The following is a 15,868-nucleotide window of genomic DNA, read 5'->3' on the forward strand; positions in this document are numbered from 1 at the left end:
GGCGCGCCAGAGGGTCGGGCGGCCGCGGGGGTGTTGTAATGGCATCCGCGAGGAAAGTCCGGGCTCCGCGGAACGACGGTGCCGGGTAACGCCCGGCGGGGGTGACCCCAGGGACAGTGCCACAGAGAGCAGACGGCCAACCCTCGGCGCAAGCCGGGGCGGTCAGAGTGAAAGGGTGCGGTAAGAGCGCACCGCGCGCCTGGTAACAGGGGCGGCACGGCAAACCCCACCGGGAGCAAGATCGAATAGGGGTGGCACATGGGCTTCGTTCCGGCTCGTCACCCGGGTTGATTGCTTGAGGCGGCGGGCAACCGTCGTCCTAGAGGAATGGTCGCCCAACTTTCGACCGAAGGGTCGGAAATGGACAGAACCCGGCTTACAGACCCTCTGGCATCCATTGTTGAAGCATTGCAGACTGTCCCGAATTCTTAGGGGGGACGTAATGCGTATCAATGGGGCCGCGGCTTTGCATGCGGGCGTGCTGGCGATGATCTGCGGAACGGTGCCGGGCGTCGCACAAACGGTGGCATCGACGACGGTCCAGCAGGACTTCGAGGCGGCGGCCGCGCTTGATGCGGCACCCGATCGTGCCGCAGCGCTTGCCGCGTGGGAAAGGCTCGAAGCGCGAACCAAGGCAGGATCGCGCAATCGCGGCATCGTCCTGGTGCGCAAGGCACCCGTACTGTTCTCACTGAAACGCTCCGATGAGTCGGTAAGGGCCGCGCGGGCTGGCCTGGCGTTGCTTCCGGCAGGCGATGCGAGCCTTGCGGAAGATCGCACGCGCGCCTTTCTCATCCTCGGCCAGGTTGCCACCGACACGCTCGACTATGCCGGCGCGGTCACCGCGCTTCAGCAGGCCGAGGCTGCCGCGATCAGCAGCGCCGACAAGCTGGGGGCGATACTGTCACTGGTTGCGGTACAGACGTTTGTCGATCCGGCGGCCGCGGCGGCAACGCTGGCGCGGAGCGATACGTTGATCGCCAATTCGAAGCTCGACAATAGAACCGCCGCCCGGTTCGTCAGAGAACGGACCATCCAGAAGCTGAATACAGGCGATATCGCCGGTGCGCGTGCCAGTTCGTTGCAAGCGGTGAAGCTTCTTGGTGGTATGGAAACGGCCAAGATCGACCCGATGGACGCGGCGGCGCGGTCCGATGCCGCGATCGCTTTTCTGCTTGGTGGCAATGCCGACGAAGCGCGGCGCTATATGGCCTATACCGGCGCCGGGCGGATGAAGAAGGGATCGTTCGACCCTGCAGCAGAGATGCGATCCCCCGATTGCGGCGGGGATGCGGGGTTGAAGCCCAATGATGTTGCCGTGGTCGAATTTAACATTGCAGACGACGGCACCATAGAGCGCGCACGGCCAATCTACGCGGCGGGCGGAGGCCAGGTAGCGCTGGAATTTGCGCGCGCGGTCAAGGGCTGGTCATGGCCCGCGGCAGACGTGCAGGCGATCCCCGCCTTCTACCGCTATAATGTGCGGGTCGAAATGCGGTGTTCGACCGCGTTCGAGCGTCCGTCCATCGGCGACGGGCTGGGCGGGGTTCTCGAGCAGTGGCTGGCGGATAAAGGCGTGGCGGTTCCGCCCGCGCCGACAGGGCCGGCGGCGGCGGCCTTGGGTGCGCAGCGCGCGGAGTTGGCCTCGGCAATGATCCAGTCGCCGAACGGATTGAAGACGTTGGCGGCGCTTTACCGGGTAACCGGCAATCCGACCGTAGCACAGGAAGAGCGCGCCGCTCTGCATGCGCGCGGTTTGGCTATTGCGACGGCAAATGATGCGCCACCAAGCGCACGCCTGGCTTTCGATCTGCCCGCGCGTATCAATGCGGTCACCGACATCTGGAAGCCAGGCGTCTATCAGCGAGCGGTATCGCCGCTGCTGTCAGACCCCGTCTACGCAAATGATCCGCAGGCTCGGGCCGCGATCCGGCTGATGATGGTCGACGGCAATGTGTCGCGATCCCGCAAGTCGGACAAGAACGGCGTGTCGCTCGCGATCCTGCGGCAGGTCGCGGAGGACAAGGGACTTCAGGCGAACGATCCGTTGCGGGTGGGTGCCTTGATTCGGATCGCCGCGATCGAGGAAAGCAATGGGCAGATCGAGGCGGCGCGCGCGACATTCGCATCAAGTGGGCTGACGGCAAATCAGTGCGCGATCATGGATGCCCCGCCGAAGATGATCGCCATGCCGGGTTCGGAGGCATTTCCCATGGAGGCACAGCGCTGGGGATTTGAGGGGTGGACCCAGCTCCAGTTCGACGTCGCAGCCGATGGCCATGTCATCAATCAGCGCGCATTGCTGAGCTATCCGCCGTTCATCTTTTCCGAGGCTGGAACGAAGTTCCTCACCAAGGTGAAATTCGCGAAAACCTATCGTCCGGACGGCGGGCTGGGTTGTGGCGCAACGGTGAATCGTATCAGGTTCACCTTGCCGGGCTAAACGTTGCGGCGCTCGGGCCGCAATGCGACGTCGGTCGGGATCCGCGTACACCCTGCCACCAATCCATTAGGCGGCAAGTTGGACGCTGACTTTGCTTCAAGCCTAGACCAGCACCTTCTCCGGCCGGCCGATCTCGTCGAGAACCGTGTCGGCGGCGATCTCCATCAGCGGTTTGATATGGCCGTCACGCATGTCGTAGACCCACCCGTGCAATGCCAGTTCCTGGCCCTTGGCGAACGCATCCTGCACCGTCTTGGTGCGCGCGAGGCGAACGAGCTGGTCGCGGACGTTGACCTCGACGAAGCGATTGACCTTGGCCTCTTCGGTAGGCTGCGCATCGATCTCGTCGCGGTGATCGCGCAGCACTTCGCGCGCAGTGTCGAGCCACTCGTCAACGGGACCGTCCAGGCCACCTTGCAGCGTACCCATGATGCCGCCGCAACCGTGATGGCCGCAGACGATGACATGCTTCACCTTCAGCACGTCGACCGCATATTGCAGCACCGACATGAGGTTCAGGTCGTGATCGTTGACGAGGTTGGCGATGTTGCGGTGGATGAACATCCCGCCCGGCTGAGTCATCGTCATCTGTTCGGGACTGACGCGACTGTCCGAGCAGCCGATCCACAAGAATTCCGGCTTCTGGCCGACCGTCTGGCGGCTGAAGAAGTCGGGATTCTCGTCGGTATGCTCTGCGACCCAGGCCTTGTTGGCGAGCAGCAGCTGTTTGTAGCGTCTCATGTGTACAGAACCTCGCTCGATGGCGCGTTGATCAACGCAGCACGCTTGCCGGCGATATCGCCGCGCAGGCTGACGGTGATACCGCGATATTCCGCGCCTTTGATGAACGCGTTGATGATGTCGATATTGTCGAGGTCGACATAACTGGTCGACGACAGGTCGATCAGCACCTGCGTATTGTCGGGCACGCGGTTCAGCGACTTCTGCAATTCATATTTGTGGATGAAATACAGGTTGCGGCGCGCACGGACGAGGCAGTCATCGCCATCGCAGGCAAAGGTGATCGCGGTACGGAAGTTGCGCGCAATGACGAACACGAAGCCGACAACGATGCCAATCACGATGCCCTCGAGCAAATCGGTGAACAGGATCGCGCCGACCGTGACGACGAAGGGGATGAACTGCGTCCAGCCCTGCTTGTAGCGTTCCAGAAACAGCTTCGGCTTGGTCAGCTTGTAACCGGTCGCGATCAGCACCGCGGCAAGCGCGGAGAGCGGGATCAGGTTCAGCAGCGACGGGATCAGTGCAACGCTGATCAGCAGCCAGAAGCCGTGGAGCATGGTCGAAAGCTTGCTCTCCGCCTTGGCGTCGACATTGGCCGACGATCGGACGATCACCGACGTGACGGGAAGCCCGCCGATCATGCCCGACAGGATGTTACCCCCGCCCTGCGCGAGCAACTCCCAGTTCTTGTCGGTGGAGCGACGGCGCGGATCGATCTCGTCGACCGCTTTCACGCTGAGCAGCGACTCCAAGCTCGCGACGATTGCGAGCGTGACCGCAGTTGTCCAGACGATGCCCATGCTGATGCCGGAAAAGTCCGGGAGCGTGAACAGCGTGGGAAATTCGGAAAGCTTCTGCGTGACAGGTACCTGGACGAGATGTGTCGCCTGGAGCTGCCAATCAGGCTTGACCGCGCCCAGCAGCGCGTTGCCGAGCACGCCGATCAGGACGACGACGAGCGGGCCGGGGACAAACCGGAGCGGGCCATTCTTCGGTTTCGCGCCGTCCCACCAGAACAGGAATGCCAGGCTGATCCCGGCAATCAGGATCGCACCGGGGGTCACGCTCGCGCTCAGGCTGTCGATAATTCGCGAGAACGTGTTGACGCCGTTGGCGGTGGAGAATTCGAAGATCCCCTCGGCCTCGCGGTCGAAGCCGACCGCGTGCGGAATCTGCTTGAGGATAAGGATCAGGCCGATCGCGGCCAGCATCCCGGTGATCACCGAGGAGGGCACGAATTCGCTGAGGATACCCGCGCGCGTCAGCGAAAAGCCGATCTGAAGCACGCCCGCCAGCACGACGGCCATCAGGAACATCTGGTAGCTCGGCATGCTTTCGATCGCCGCGAGGACGATCACGGTCAAGCCTGCAGCCGGTCCGCTGACCGACAAGGGAGATTTTGAGAAGAGCCCGACGGCGATGCCGCCGACGATCCCGGCGATGACACCCGCGAACAGTGGCGCACCTGACGCTAGCGCAACGCCCAGACACAGGGGCAGGGCGACAAGGGCGACCACAATCGACGCGGGAAGATCGGCCCGCCACGTGCTTAGCTTCGGAATGAGAGTTTGCACCAGGGCTCCTGTCGCCGCAACGTCGGCCGGGATGCGCCCGGAGCAGACGCTTTACCCTATGCCAGATGACAATTTATTCATGTTCATTAGGCGATGAACGCCTCCTGACTCAAGGCGCAATGTCGGTCCCGGCCGCAGGTGCGGCCGCGTGGCTTGATCGTTTGGCGGTGCGGTACGCGGTTGCGTTGTCGGTGGGGACGCCTATCTCGAACGGCTATGGCGCGAAGCACGACACGTACACCCGATTGGGGATTTCCGCGGTGGCGCGGCTATGGCTCGAGCAGCGAGGCGGTGACGGTTCGATTGTGCGACCGGCACGGCTGCAACGAACCCGGCAATTGCCCGGCGCCGAAATCGCCCAACAGCCCGGACCGCTGGTATTTCTGCATGACGCATGCGGGCGAGTATAATCGCGGCTGGAATTATTTCGAAGGCCTGAGCGCTGAGGAAGCCGCCGAGCGCGAGGCGGCGGAGACGCGCACTGCGGATGGCTATGCGGATCCGAAGCATTATGCCTGGGCGGGATCGGGCGACGGCAGTCGGTCGCGCGACGAGATGCGTGCGCTTGAAGTGCTGCAACTCGAACCTGATGCGACGTTCGAGGATGTCCGTGCCGCGTGGCGGCGAATGGCCAAGGCCAATCACCCCGATGTGCGTCCGGGCGACAAGGATGCAGCAACGCGGTTCCAGGGTGTCCAGGCCGCTTACGAGGTCTTGCGCGCCGCAGAGGATGCACGGACGTGGAAGCCGGCGTGATCCGCGTGCTGGCGAGCCGCTGGCAGGGCAGCGTGCTGGTCTGCGGCAAATGTTCGAAGAAGCTCGCGGGCGGGTTCGGCGATAAGCGCCGCACGCCGCTCGCCAAGCTTTTGCGCGCCGCGCTTGGGTTGAAGAAAGGCCGCAAGGCCGACCGCGGCGTGGTCGAGGTCAAATGCCTCGGGGTATGCCCCAAGAATGCGGTCGTGATGATTGATGCGGCCAGGCCCGATCGGTGGATGCTGGTCCCCGCCGGCGCCGACGCTGGCGAGATCGTAACGACGCTGCGCGGGGGTGATGCCGCTCCGCCGTCCCCTTCCCGGGTGGAAGACGGCCTCAAGGCCGCCTAGCTGGCGTAGCGTTCGGCGGTCTCGCGGATCAACGCGATCATGTTCGGGATTCCCTGCGTCCGGTTCGAACTGAGTTGCTTGCCGAGATCGAACGGCGCCAGTTCCGCACCGATGTCGGTCGCGACGATCGCCGCCGGCGGCTGGTCCTGCACCGCTTGAAGGACGAGCGCGATGATCCCCTTGGTGATCGCAGCGTTCGAATCCGCAAGGAAATGGAGTCGGCCGTCGTCGGTCTTCATCGGATAGACCCACACCGATGCCGAGCAGCCGCGAACCAGCGTTGCATCGGTCTTCAGCGCATCGGGCATGGGTTCGAGATCGCGTCCGAGGTCGATCAGAAGGCGGTAGCGGTCGTCGGGTTCGAGGAAGTCATATTCCTCATGGATATCGGCTAGCTTGGGCATGGCGTCGCGGTACTCCCGCGTCATCTCGCCCGCAACCGCTGCGCGTGCGGCAGGACACGATTGCCGCGCTACAGGTCGACCCCGGCGGCGATCGCCTCCAGCTTCTTGATGCGTTCCTTCAGGTCGGCGATCTCGATGCGCGCACCGGTCGACACCGCAACGGGCAGGCCCGTGTCGTGCGCCTGGTCGAGCTCCAGGCGCCTGAGCGACAGCCAGCCGCGCCAGCCGGCGAGTCCAGCGGTGACGATCATGGCGAGCGCCACCAGGCCGGTCAGCGCGAGCGTGATATAGACGTTCGGTTCGGTCATGTCCGCCTCCTCCTAGCGGTCGCGGAGCCGCTCGATCTCTCGGTCGAGATCGACGCTCTTGTGGTTGTCGGTGATGACGCGTTCGAGCACCTGGATGCGCTCCTTCATCTGGCGCACCTCGTCGCGCAGACGCAGCGTGTCGGCGGTGTCGGCCGGGGCGGAAAGCGATCCTTGGGCATGGTACCGCGCCCGGAGCACGCGGGAGACCGCCACGATCAAAACGATACAGACGACCATCGTGAAGGGATTCATCGGTCAGCTCCTGAATACGGATTAGTTTAGGGGGCGCTCGTCCCGGAGCAGGTCGATCTCGTCCGCCAGGCCGATCCCGCGGTCGGTGACGATCCGTTCCAGTACCCTCACACGCTGTTCGAGACGTTCATTCTGTGCCGCATATTGTGCGGACTTTTCGGCGACGAGTTGGGCATCGATTTCCATCCGGCGCTGCCGATAGGCGAACCAGGGCTTCACGAAGACGCCACCGAAGATCGCGAGCAGGCCGCAGGATATGCCGAGAATGGGGATGAGCAGGGGGCTGATCATGGCGGCGTCCTCTATCTTGGCTGGAGGCGGAGAGCCTCGATCTCGCGGGCGGTACGCTCCGCGGGATCGGTGGCAATGCGCTCAAGAACGGCGATTCGCTCTTCGAGACGGGAGACCTGGCCAGTCAGGCGCTCGTTTTCGCCGGAAAGCAGTTCCAACTTGCGGGCGTCGTTCGGGTCGACCCGGTGCGTCTTTCCGCTCCACTCATCCTCCAGCGCATAGCCGTGCTTTGCGCGGATCCAGTTGTTGATCACCCATCCCATCGTCGTGATCGCGATGATCGCGACGACGAAACCCGGTCCACCCCAATTCATCGTCATTCTCCCCGTCTACGCCGCGTCTCAGCGCAGGCTGTCGATCTCTGCCGCGAGGCTGCTGCTGCTCCGGCTGGTATAATGCGTCTCGATGTCTGCGAGACGACGGTCGATATCGCGGAACTTGCTGCGGACCTCTGCGGTTGAACGCTTCGGGTTCGAGCGGACGCCCTGCCAGAACTTCGCGTCGTCGGGTGTTTCGTACAGACCGAACGGCTTTGGCTGTCCCATCCACGCGACCAGCCAATAGGCGATCAGCGTCCAGGGAAAGCCCCCGGCCAGCGTCAGCAGGACGACCGAGACGCGGACGATGAGTACATCGATCCCGGTATAGTCGGCGATCCCCGCGCAGACGCCCTTCCATTTGGCATTCTGCTTGTCGAGGTAGAATTGAGTGCGGCTGGCGGACATTTCAGTTCCTCCGATCCATGTTGCGTTCAAAGCGGGTGTCGATCGGGCGGTCAGCCTGGCGATCGGACAGGTAGGACGACTGGCTGGTGCCGAGCCCCGGCTTCCAGTCGGGATTATCGGCGGCGATGATCCGCTCGACTGTCAGCACCCGGTCCTCGAGCCGGCGGGCGAGGAGCTGCATCTCGTCGAGCAGTCGTTCGTCCTCATCGGTGATCTTGGGTGCGGTCTTCCACTTGGTGACATAATGCAGGATCAACCAGGGCAGCCCGACGAGCGCGCCGAGAATGGCGACGAGTCCTTCGAAATCCATTTCAGTCGTCCTTCTTCAGGCGGGCCTTCAGCGCGGCGAGCTGGGCATCGACCTTGTCGTTGCTGCGCAATTCGGCAATCTCCTCCTCTAGCGTCTTGACGACACCGAGCCCCATCGCGTCGGCGCGACCCTCGGCTTCGTCGACGCGGCGGTCGAGAATGTCGAAGCGGCTGAAAGCCTCGTGCGTCTTGGGGCCGTTATACATCTCGCGAAGCCGGGTGCGGTTGTTCGCGCTTTCCAGCCGCGTCTGCACCGCATTCTGCTTGGTCCGCGCCTCGCGCAGCTTGGTCTGCAGCTTGGCGATGTCCGCCTCGGAGGCGCTGAGCGCGTCGTCGAGGACGCCGACTTCCGCCTTGAGCTGCTCGGCCATGTCGGATGCCTTCTGGCGCTCGACCAAGGCTGCCTTGGCAAGATCTTCGCGGTCCTTGCTCAGCGCAAGCTCGGCCTTCTCGGTCCAGTTTTCCTGGAGCTGTTCTAGCTTGGCGATATGGCGGCGCATCTCCTTCTGGTCCGCGATGGTACGCGCGGCGGAGGCACGAACCTCGACCAGCGTTTCCTCCATCTCCAGGATGATCATCCGGATCATCTTGGCCGGATCCTCCGCCTTCTCGATGAGGTCGGCGAAGTTGGCGGCGACGATGTCGCGGGTGCGGGAAAAAATGCCCATGTAAATTCTACTCCAGGGGTCTTCGTGCGGCGGACGAACCTTATGCCACGATTGCGGTGTGTCGCGTAGCGGGCGCCTGATGCGCGGGCGCCACCGCCGCGAGAATGAAGGTGGCGCTGACGACGAAGGTGCAGGCGAGCGTGGCGACGGTGCGGACGATGTCGGTCTTGATCATGATGTGTCCCCTTTGAGGCGATGGTAAGTTCCGCCTTTGGGCGGGTTGTTCAAAGCATTGCATCAGTCGTGCCAGTTTTAGAAAAGCCCGGAAATCATGCGGTTGTGCCGGCAGAGCGTCGAGCGGGCAGATTGTTCCTTGCTATGCGTTGGGAATTTCCGCCACACTTTGGCAATGGAGAGAACAACGCAGGTCATCGGCCAGTCCGGCGCGTTCATGGGAGCGCTCGAACGTGCGTCGCGCGCGGCGGCGCTCGACCGACCGGTGCTCGTGATCGGGGAACGCGGCACGGGCAAGGAACTGGTCGCCGAGCGACTCCACCGGTTGAGCCCGCGTTGGGACCAGCCACTCGTGATCATGAACTGCGCTGCGCTGCCCGAGACGCTGATCGAGGCCGAATTGTTCGGACATGAGGCCGGCGCGTTCACCGGCGCGACCAAGGCCCGGGTCGGGCGGTTCGAGGAGGCACATGGCGGCACCCTGTTCCTTGACGAGCTGGGCACGCTGTCGATGGCGGCGCAGGACCGATTGCTGCGCGCCGTCGAATATGGCGAGATCACCCGGATCGGCTCATCGCGGCCGCTGCGCGTCGACGTCCGGATCGTGGCTGCGACGAACGAGCATCTCCCCGACAAGGTGATGCGGCATGAATTTCGCGCCGACCTGCTCGATCGGTTGTCATTCGAGGTCGTCACGCTGCCGCCGCTGCGTGCGCGCGCCGGTGACGTGATGGTGCTGGCGGACCATTTCGGTCGACGGATGGCGTCCGAGCTCGGGCGCGAGCGGTGGGAGGGGTTCGGACCCTCGGCACGCGCCGCGCTGGCGGACTATGACTGGCCGGGCAATGTCCGTGAGCTGCGCAACGTCGTCGAACGCGCGGTCTATCGCTGGGAGCATGAGGGGCCGATCGATGCGATCGAGATCGATCCATTCCAGTCGCCGCACAGGCCGGGCGCCGCGGACCGCAAGCTGGTCCAGACGCCGGCCGCGATGGCGCCGTCTGCCGGCGGGACTGGTAACGCGGCAGACGATGACGCCGACGATCCGGTTGTCGCATGCGAGGACGGGCCGTCGGATTTCAAGTCGCGCGTGTCCCGGTTCGAGCGCGACCTGTTGTCGCGCGCGCTGGCCGAGCATCGCTTCAACCAGCGCGCCACCGCCGAGGCGCTCGGCCTCAGCTATGATCAGCTGCGGCATGCCCTCAAGCGGCACGAACTGTTGCACGCCGGCGGCTGATCGACGTCCGGTCCGCTTGTGTAACGACCGTCCGGGGACCATTTGGGGGCCGCGGGCGTTTGACGTCCGACCCCATTCACCTATTGTCTTTGAGGAGACTCCTGATGGCTTTCGAACTTCCCCCGCTGCCTTACGCCTATGACGCGCTCGAGCCCGTGATCGATCAGGAAACGATGAAGTTTCATCACGACAAGCATCACGCGGCGTACACGGCCAAGCTGAACGAGGGCGTCGAGAAGGACTCCGCGCTCGCGGGCAAGTCGATCGAGGATATCCTCGGCATGATCTCGTCGCAGCCGCCGCTGGTGCGCAACAATGGCGGCGGTTTCTGGAACCACGACTTCTTCTGGAAGACGATGGCAGCCAAGACGGGGCAGGCGCCGTCGGGCAAGCTCGCCGAGGCGATCGATCGCGATTTCGGTAGCCTCGACAAGCTCAAGGACGAGTTCAACACCAAGGGTGCAGGGCAGTTCGGGTCGGGCTGGGCGTGGCTGATCGCCGATGACAGCGGCAAGCTGAAGGTCACGAGCACGCCGAATCAGGACAACCCGCTGATGGACGATGCTAAGGAGCCCGGTACGCCGCTGCTCGGCAACGACGTCTGGGAGCACGCCTATTACCTGACGTACAAGAATGATCGTCCGGGCTATCTGAAGGCGTGGTGGGATATCGTGAACTGGGATGTCGTCGGCGAGCGCTACGCGAAGGTCGCTGGCTGAGCCGATCCCGTTACCGTCATCCCGGCTTTACCGGGATGACGGTTTATAATTACCCTTCGGGCGGCAGGTCGGTGACGGCCTTGTCGCCCGTTTGCAATCCATGCTTGAGCAGCATCGGAATGTTGGCAAAGGCGAAGATCAACGTCATCGGGATCGCGCCCCAGAGCTTGAAGCCGACCCAGAAATCCCACGTGGTGTTCCGCCAGACGACTTCGTTCAACACCGCCATGAACACGAAGAACACCATCCAGTTGCGCGTGAGTTTGCGCCAGCCCTCGGCCGTCAGTCCTGGATAGGCGGTGCCCAGCAGCGACTGAAGCAGCGGGCGCCCGGTCACCAGCCCGAAGGTCAGGATGGCGGCGAACATCGCGTAGATGATTGTGGGCTTCATCTGGATAAAGCGCTGGTCATGGAAATAGATCGTCAGGCCACCGAATACGACGATCAGGGCACCCGACATCCACAGCATCGGCGAGATATGTCCCGCCTTTACCTTCGAGACGATCATCGCAACGATCGTCGCGACGATGAACGCGGTCGTCGCGGTGACCACGCGCGCGATCGGTGCGCCGGGGGTGAGGAAGTTCACCGCGAAAAAGATCGCGAGCGGACCATAATCGATCGCCATGCGCAGGCCGGGGGACAGGGGGGGCTTGGTCACTATTGTATCCAGGAATTGCGGTAAGACCGGAGAGCGGGGCGGCGTGTTATTTTCGGACGCTTTCGACGCCCGCGATGATCCGGCTGACCTCGTTTGCGTCGAACGGGCGCAGGTCCGTCATGCCTTCGCCGATACCGATCGCGTGGATCGGCAGGCCGTATTTCTCCGCCGCTGCGACCAGCACGCCGCCACGGGCGGTGCCGTCGAGCTTGGTCATCACGACGCCGGTCACGCCCGCCACCTCCTTGAAGACTTCAATCTGCTGGAGCGCATTCTGCCCGGTCGTCGCATCGAGAACTAGGACGATGTCGTGCGGGCTCTCGGGATTGATACGGCCGAGCACGCGACGGATCTTGGCGAGCTCGTCCATCAGTTCACGCTTGTTCTGCAGGCGGCCCGCGGTGTCGACGATCAGCACGTCGATCCCCGTCTCGGTCGCCTTCTTTACCGCATCCCAGACGACGCCTGCTGCGTCGCCGCCTTCCGGTCCGGTGACGATCGGCACGCCAACGCGCTCGGCCCAGGTGCGCAACTGGCCGATCGCAGCGGCGCGGAACGTGTCGCCTGCCGCCAGCATGACGCCGTAATCCTGTTCCATCAGCAGATGCGCGAGCTTGGCGATGGTGGTGGTCTTGCCCGACCCGTTGACGCCAATCACCAGGATAACCTGCGGGCGTGGGAAGGCGTCGATCTCGAGCGGCTTGGCGACCTTGGCGAGGACCTTTTCGACCTCTTCCGCGACGATGACGCGGATGCCGAGCTCTTCCATGTTGCGCTCGAAACTGCCCTCGGCAAGACGATGGCGGATGCGGCCGGCGGTTTCGGGACCGAGGTCCGATGCAATCAGCGCCTCCTCGATCTCGTCGAGCGTCGCATCGTCGAGCCGCGCACCGCTGAGGCCAGCGAGATTGCCGACGAGCCGGTCAGAGGTACGCTTGAAGCCGCCGATGAGTTTGTCGTGCCAGCTTGGGGTGGTGCTCATAGGGATTCCCGTGTTGCGCTCAGGCGCTCGCCCAGAACGCCGGTGATCGTGATTCGGAGGATGTCGCCCGGTGCCGCAGGCGCGTCCAGCAGGACTTCCGCGAAATTTCCGACATGGCCGGAGTCGCCCGGACGTTCGACCAGCAGGTGCTGCGTCGTCCCGACCAGCGTCTGCAACCATGCCGCGTGAACGGCCTGGCCCGTCTCGCGGAGGATCGCAGCGCGTCGGCGGCGGATCTCGGGCTCGACCTGCGGCATTCGGGCGGCGGGGGTGCCGGCCCGCGGTGAATAGGGGAAGATGTGCGAATGAACGATGTCGCAGTCAGCGATCAGCGCATGCGTGTTCTGGAACATCGCCTCGTCCTCGGTCGGGAACCCGGCGATCAGGTCCGCGCCGATCGCGATGTCGGGACGGGCGGTCTTGAGCCGCTGGACGAGCGCCACGCTCTGGGCGCGCGAATGACGTCGCTTCATCCGCTTCAACACCATGTCGTCGCCCGCCTGGAGCGAGAGGTGGACATGCGGCATGATGCGGGGCTCGGTCGTGAGCAGCGCGAAGAGCCTGTCGTCGATCTCGATGCCGTCGAGCGACGACAGACGGAGCCGCTCGAGCCGCGGCACCGCGTGCAGAATGCGCTCGACAAGCTGGCCGAGCGTGGGGGCGCCGGGAAGATCGGGGCCATAGCTGGTCAGGTCGACGCCGGTCAGAACAATCTCGCGGTGTCCTGCATCGACCAGCCCGGCAATCCGGTCGACGACTGCGCCTGCGGGGACCGAGCGGCTTGGCCCCCGTCCGAACGGGATCGCGCAGAAGGTGCAGCGATGATCGCAGCCGTTCTGGACCTCGACAAAGGCGCGGGCATGCGACGAAAAGCTAGCAACCAGATGCGGCGCGGTTTCGCGAACCTGCATGATGTCGCTGACGACCACCGGTGCGAGCGTGGCCCATGCGGCTGGGGAGAGCTTGTCGGCATTGCCGATCACGCGATCGACCTCGGGCATCGCCGCGAAGGCACCCGGGTCGATCTGCGCTGCGCATCCGGTGACGACGATCTGCGCATCCGGGCGATCGCGCCGGGCCCGGCGGATCGCAACCCGCGTCGCCTTCACTGCCGCATTGGTGACGGCGCAGCTGTTGACCACGACCATGTCCCGCCCGGCGACGAGCGCGCGGATGGTCTCGCTTTCGGCGATGTTGAGACGGCAGCCGAGGCTGACGACCTCTGGCAGCGGGGCAGACGGCATGATGCGCGATCTAGGAGGGGCGGGGGGCAAAGTCCACGGCTTGCAGCGCCGGGCTGGAGTCAGGATGGCGGCTCGGCAGTCGGTGTGTCCGTGTGCAGGCCGGAGCGGGTTCGCGATCAGCCCGCGAGCCGTGGTGCAATGCCGCGGACCGGCGGGAAGTCGCCATCGGGCTGGTGTGCGAGCAGGCGCTGTTCGGCGAGCAGCCGGCGCAACTGCGCAGCGTTCATGGGACGGCCGTAGAGATAGCCCTGTCCCTTGGCGCAGCCGAGCGCGCGCAGCCGCTCCTCGACCGCGGCGTCCTCGATGCCCTCGGCGGTGACCGGCAGGTTCAGGCTGTCGCCAAGCCGGACGATCGTGTTGACGATCGCCATGCTCTCCGCATTGTCGAGGATCGACGCGACGAAGCTGTGGTCGATCTTGATACGGTCGAACGGCAGCGCGCGCAGATGCGCAAGGCTGGAAAAGCCGGTGCCGAAATCGTCGAGCGCCAGGCGGATGCCCTGATTCTTCAAGCTGCCGACGATCGACTGGGCAAGCGCCAGATTGTCGAACAGCGCGCTTTCGGTGACCTCGATCTCGAGCCGGCTGGCGGGAAAGCCCGTCTCGACCAGCGTCTTGATGATCTTTTGCGCCAGCCATGCGTCGCGCAGCTGGACCGGGGAAATGTTGATCGACAGCGTCAGCGCCGAATCCCAGTCGCGTGCCGCAGTACAGGCTTGGCGCATGAGCGACAGCGACAGGTCGCCGATGACGCCGATCTCCTCGGCGATCGGGATGAAGACGTCCGGGGGGATCATCCCGCGTGTTGGATGGTCCCAGCGCGCCAGAACCTCGAACCCGGTGGTAAGCCCCGTGGCGAGGTCCACCTGTTGTTCGAAATAGGGGATGATGTCCTGCGCGGCGACCGCTAGGCGAAGTCCGGACTCGAGCTCGCCACGCACCTGCAGCGACTGCTCCATCGCGGTGTTGAACCAGACGTGGCGATTGCGGCCCGCCGTCTTGGCCGCGTGGAGGGCGATGTCCGCATTGCGCAGCAGCGCGTCGATCGAGGCACAGTCTGCGTCCGAGCGGGCGACGCCGATCGACACGGTGGCGTGAATGTCGACGCCGTTCGCACGGAAGGGCCGCGCGAAGCCGGTGACGAGACGCTCCGCGATCCGATCTGCCACCCCTTGATGCGCCGGATCGAAGACGAAGGCGCAGGCAAACTCGTCCGCGCCCAGGCGTGCCAGAAGGCTTGATGTGGGGGCGATGGCCGCGATCGTCTCCGCGACATGGACGAGCACTTGGTCGCCGACGGCATAGCCGTGCATGTCGTTGACGCTCTTGAAGAAGTCGACGTCGATCGTGAGCATCGCCACCACCTTGCCCCGGCGTCTCGCGCTGCCGAACAGGGTCGCGCCATCTTCGGACAGACTGCGGCGATTGAGGAATCCGGTCAGCGAATCGCGCTGTGCCAGAACGCGGGCACGATGACCCGCATCGGTCGCCTCGTTGAGCTCGGCAGTGAGCGCGCGATAGCGCAGGCAGCCAAACAGCAACAGCGCGACATTGAGCAGCACGGCGACAACCAGGCCTTGGTCGATACCGGAACTGCGTCCCGTCAGACGGGCAAAGATGCCGACCAGAACGGCGCCGCCGGTACCGACGAGCATCAACGCTGCAGCCCCGGTCACGGCGCCGGTGACGAATTCCCGGTTGATGGTGCGGGGCGAACGGGTCGCCGCCGGCGGTGCGGTCATGGGCTGGATCGCCTGTGAGGTCGGGGCGGACACACATATGACATAGCATAAGTGTAGGACCGGTTAAGAGCGTCGATCCGTCCAATATGGCGGGGAGGGGCTTTGACGTTGGACGCTGTCGCAGCGCATCGACGGACGGGTCGCTTGCGTCGGCGGCCCGGGTCGCGTAAGCAGCACGCCACGTTCCGTTACGGGGCACATGTGACGAGCATCCAAGGATGCACGCTGGCCGGCGAGGTTTCGCCCGCCGGCGCTTTTGCGTTGGGCGTCGTCATGTGTTCGGTAATG

Annotated in this window: 20 protein-coding genes and 1 other RNA gene; 6 read left to right on the forward strand and 15 right to left on the reverse strand. The window is 64.3% G+C overall.

Features of this window, described 5'->3' with window-relative positions; genetic code table 11:
• Positions 1-6 precede the first annotated feature (6 nt).
• Both rnpB and IFS44_RS09715 read left to right on the forward strand, forming a co-directional pair.
• Positions 7-395: RNase P RNA component class A (gene rnpB / locus IFS44_RS09710), an RNA gene on the forward strand.
• A gap of 47 nt (positions 396-442) precedes the next feature.
• Complete coding sequence (locus IFS44_RS09715) at positions 443-2,443, forward strand: hypothetical protein (protein WP_192098319.1); 2,001 nt, start codon at positions 443-445, stop codon at positions 2,441-2,443.
• 102 nt (positions 2,444-2,545) lie between these two features.
• Here the strand turns inward: IFS44_RS09715 and IFS44_RS09720 are convergent, their stop codons facing one another.
• Entirely contained in the window at positions 2,546-3,184 is a 639-nt protein-coding gene (locus tag IFS44_RS09720; protein WP_159511118.1) for a carbonic anhydrase, read from the reverse strand.
• On the reverse strand, positions 3,181-4,761 hold the full coding sequence (locus IFS44_RS09725) for a SulP family inorganic anion transporter (protein WP_051916675.1): 1,581 nt from the start codon (positions 4,759-4,761) through the stop codon (positions 3,181-3,183). The genes IFS44_RS09720 and IFS44_RS09725 overlap by 4 nt, the downstream gene beginning before the upstream one ends.
• 216 nt (positions 4,762-4,977) lie before the next feature.
• Between IFS44_RS09725 and IFS44_RS09730 the strand changes: the two genes are divergently transcribed.
• Complete coding sequence (locus tag IFS44_RS09730; RefSeq protein ID WP_031439670.1) at positions 4,978-5,517, forward strand: J domain-containing protein; 540 nt, start codon at positions 4,978-4,980, stop codon at positions 5,515-5,517.
• The gene (locus IFS44_RS09735; protein WP_342366399.1) at positions 5,502-5,864 is read left to right on the forward strand and encodes a (2Fe-2S) ferredoxin domain-containing protein; all 363 of its coding nucleotides are present in this window, start codon (positions 5,502-5,504) and stop codon (positions 5,862-5,864) included. The genes IFS44_RS09730 and IFS44_RS09735 overlap by 16 nt, the downstream gene beginning before the upstream one ends.
• On the opposite strand, the gene IFS44_RS09740 is transcribed toward IFS44_RS09735, so the two are convergent.
• From IFS44_RS09740 to IFS44_RS22625, 9 genes are all read right to left on the reverse strand, one after another.
• The gene (locus IFS44_RS09740) at positions 5,861-6,268 is read right to left on the reverse strand and encodes a SufE family protein (protein ID WP_081874150.1); all 408 of its coding nucleotides are present in this window, start codon (positions 6,266-6,268) and stop codon (positions 5,861-5,863) included. The two genes, IFS44_RS09735 and IFS44_RS09740, sit on opposite strands and share 4 nt — an antisense overlap.
• Positions 6,269-6,336: 68 nt before the next feature.
• Positions 6,337-6,576, reverse strand: coding sequence for a hypothetical protein (locus tag IFS44_RS09745; protein WP_056680440.1), 240 nt, complete (start codon positions 6,574-6,576; stop codon positions 6,337-6,339).
• Positions 6,577-6,588: 12 nt separating this feature from the next.
• On the reverse strand, positions 6,589-6,828 hold the full coding sequence (locus IFS44_RS09750) for a hypothetical protein (RefSeq protein ID WP_031396339.1): 240 nt from the start codon (positions 6,826-6,828) through the stop codon (positions 6,589-6,591).
• A gap of 21 nt (positions 6,829-6,849) precedes the next feature.
• Positions 6,850-7,119: a hypothetical protein gene (locus IFS44_RS09755; RefSeq protein WP_031396338.1), complete on the reverse strand. Its 270-nt coding sequence runs from the start codon at positions 7,117-7,119 to the stop codon at positions 6,850-6,852.
• Between the two features lie 11 nt (positions 7,120-7,130).
• On the reverse strand, positions 7,131-7,433 hold the full coding sequence (locus IFS44_RS09760) for a hypothetical protein (RefSeq protein WP_056680443.1): 303 nt from the start codon (positions 7,431-7,433) through the stop codon (positions 7,131-7,133).
• A 27-nt stretch (positions 7,434-7,460) separates the two neighbouring features.
• Positions 7,461-7,844 (reverse strand): envelope stress response membrane protein PspC, encoded by a 384-nt coding sequence (pspC, locus tag IFS44_RS09765; RefSeq protein ID WP_031396336.1) that lies wholly within the window; start codon positions 7,842-7,844, stop codon positions 7,461-7,463.
• A gap of 1 nt (position 7,845) precedes the next feature.
• Entirely contained in the window at positions 7,846-8,154 is a 309-nt protein-coding gene (gene pspB / locus IFS44_RS09770; protein ID WP_037528521.1) for an envelope stress response membrane protein PspB, read from the reverse strand.
• A gap of 1 nt (position 8,155) precedes the next feature.
• Positions 8,156-8,821, reverse strand: coding sequence for a phage shock protein PspA (pspA, locus tag IFS44_RS09775; RefSeq protein WP_031396334.1), 666 nt, complete (start codon positions 8,819-8,821; stop codon positions 8,156-8,158).
• 40 nt (positions 8,822-8,861) lie between these two features.
• Complete coding sequence (locus tag IFS44_RS22625) at positions 8,862-8,996, reverse strand: hypothetical protein (RefSeq protein ID WP_260171278.1); 135 nt, start codon at positions 8,994-8,996, stop codon at positions 8,862-8,864.
• A 174-nt stretch (positions 8,997-9,170) separates the two neighbouring features.
• Here IFS44_RS22625 and pspF point away from each other — a divergent pair, with 174 nt between their 5' ends.
• Both pspF and IFS44_RS09785 read left to right on the forward strand, forming a co-directional pair.
• Entirely contained in the window at positions 9,171-10,232 is a 1,062-nt protein-coding gene (gene pspF, locus IFS44_RS09780; RefSeq protein WP_056680451.1) for a phage shock protein operon transcriptional activator, read from the forward strand.
• 104 nt (positions 10,233-10,336) lie between these two features.
• On the forward strand, positions 10,337-10,951 hold the full coding sequence (locus IFS44_RS09785; protein WP_031396332.1) for a superoxide dismutase: 615 nt from the start codon (positions 10,337-10,339) through the stop codon (positions 10,949-10,951).
• Between the two features lie 49 nt (positions 10,952-11,000).
• Here the strand turns inward: IFS44_RS09785 and IFS44_RS09790 are convergent, their stop codons facing one another.
• From IFS44_RS09790 to IFS44_RS09805, 4 genes are all read right to left on the reverse strand, one after another.
• Positions 11,001-11,612, reverse strand: coding sequence for a septation protein A (locus IFS44_RS09790; RefSeq protein ID WP_269082969.1), 612 nt, complete (start codon positions 11,610-11,612; stop codon positions 11,001-11,003).
• A gap of 46 nt (positions 11,613-11,658) precedes the next feature.
• Entirely contained in the window at positions 11,659-12,594 is a 936-nt protein-coding gene (gene ftsY, locus IFS44_RS09795) for a signal recognition particle-docking protein FtsY (protein WP_031396330.1), read from the reverse strand.
• Entirely contained in the window at positions 12,591-13,838 is a 1,248-nt protein-coding gene (mtaB, locus tag IFS44_RS09800; protein ID WP_056405536.1) for a tRNA (N(6)-L-threonylcarbamoyladenosine(37)-C(2))-methylthiotransferase MtaB, read from the reverse strand. Before mtaB ends, ftsY begins: the two co-directional genes overlap by 4 nt.
• Before the next feature lie 116 nt (positions 13,839-13,954).
• Positions 13,955-15,580 (reverse strand): putative bifunctional diguanylate cyclase/phosphodiesterase, encoded by a 1,626-nt coding sequence (locus IFS44_RS09805; protein WP_183935325.1) that lies wholly within the window; start codon positions 15,578-15,580, stop codon positions 13,955-13,957.
• Positions 15,581-15,868: the final 288 nt, after the last annotated feature.

Source organism: Sphingomonas sp. CFBP 13706 (assembly GCF_014842355.1).
Lineage (GTDB): Bacteria > Pseudomonadota > Alphaproteobacteria > Sphingomonadales > Sphingomonadaceae > Sphingomonas > Sphingomonas aerolata.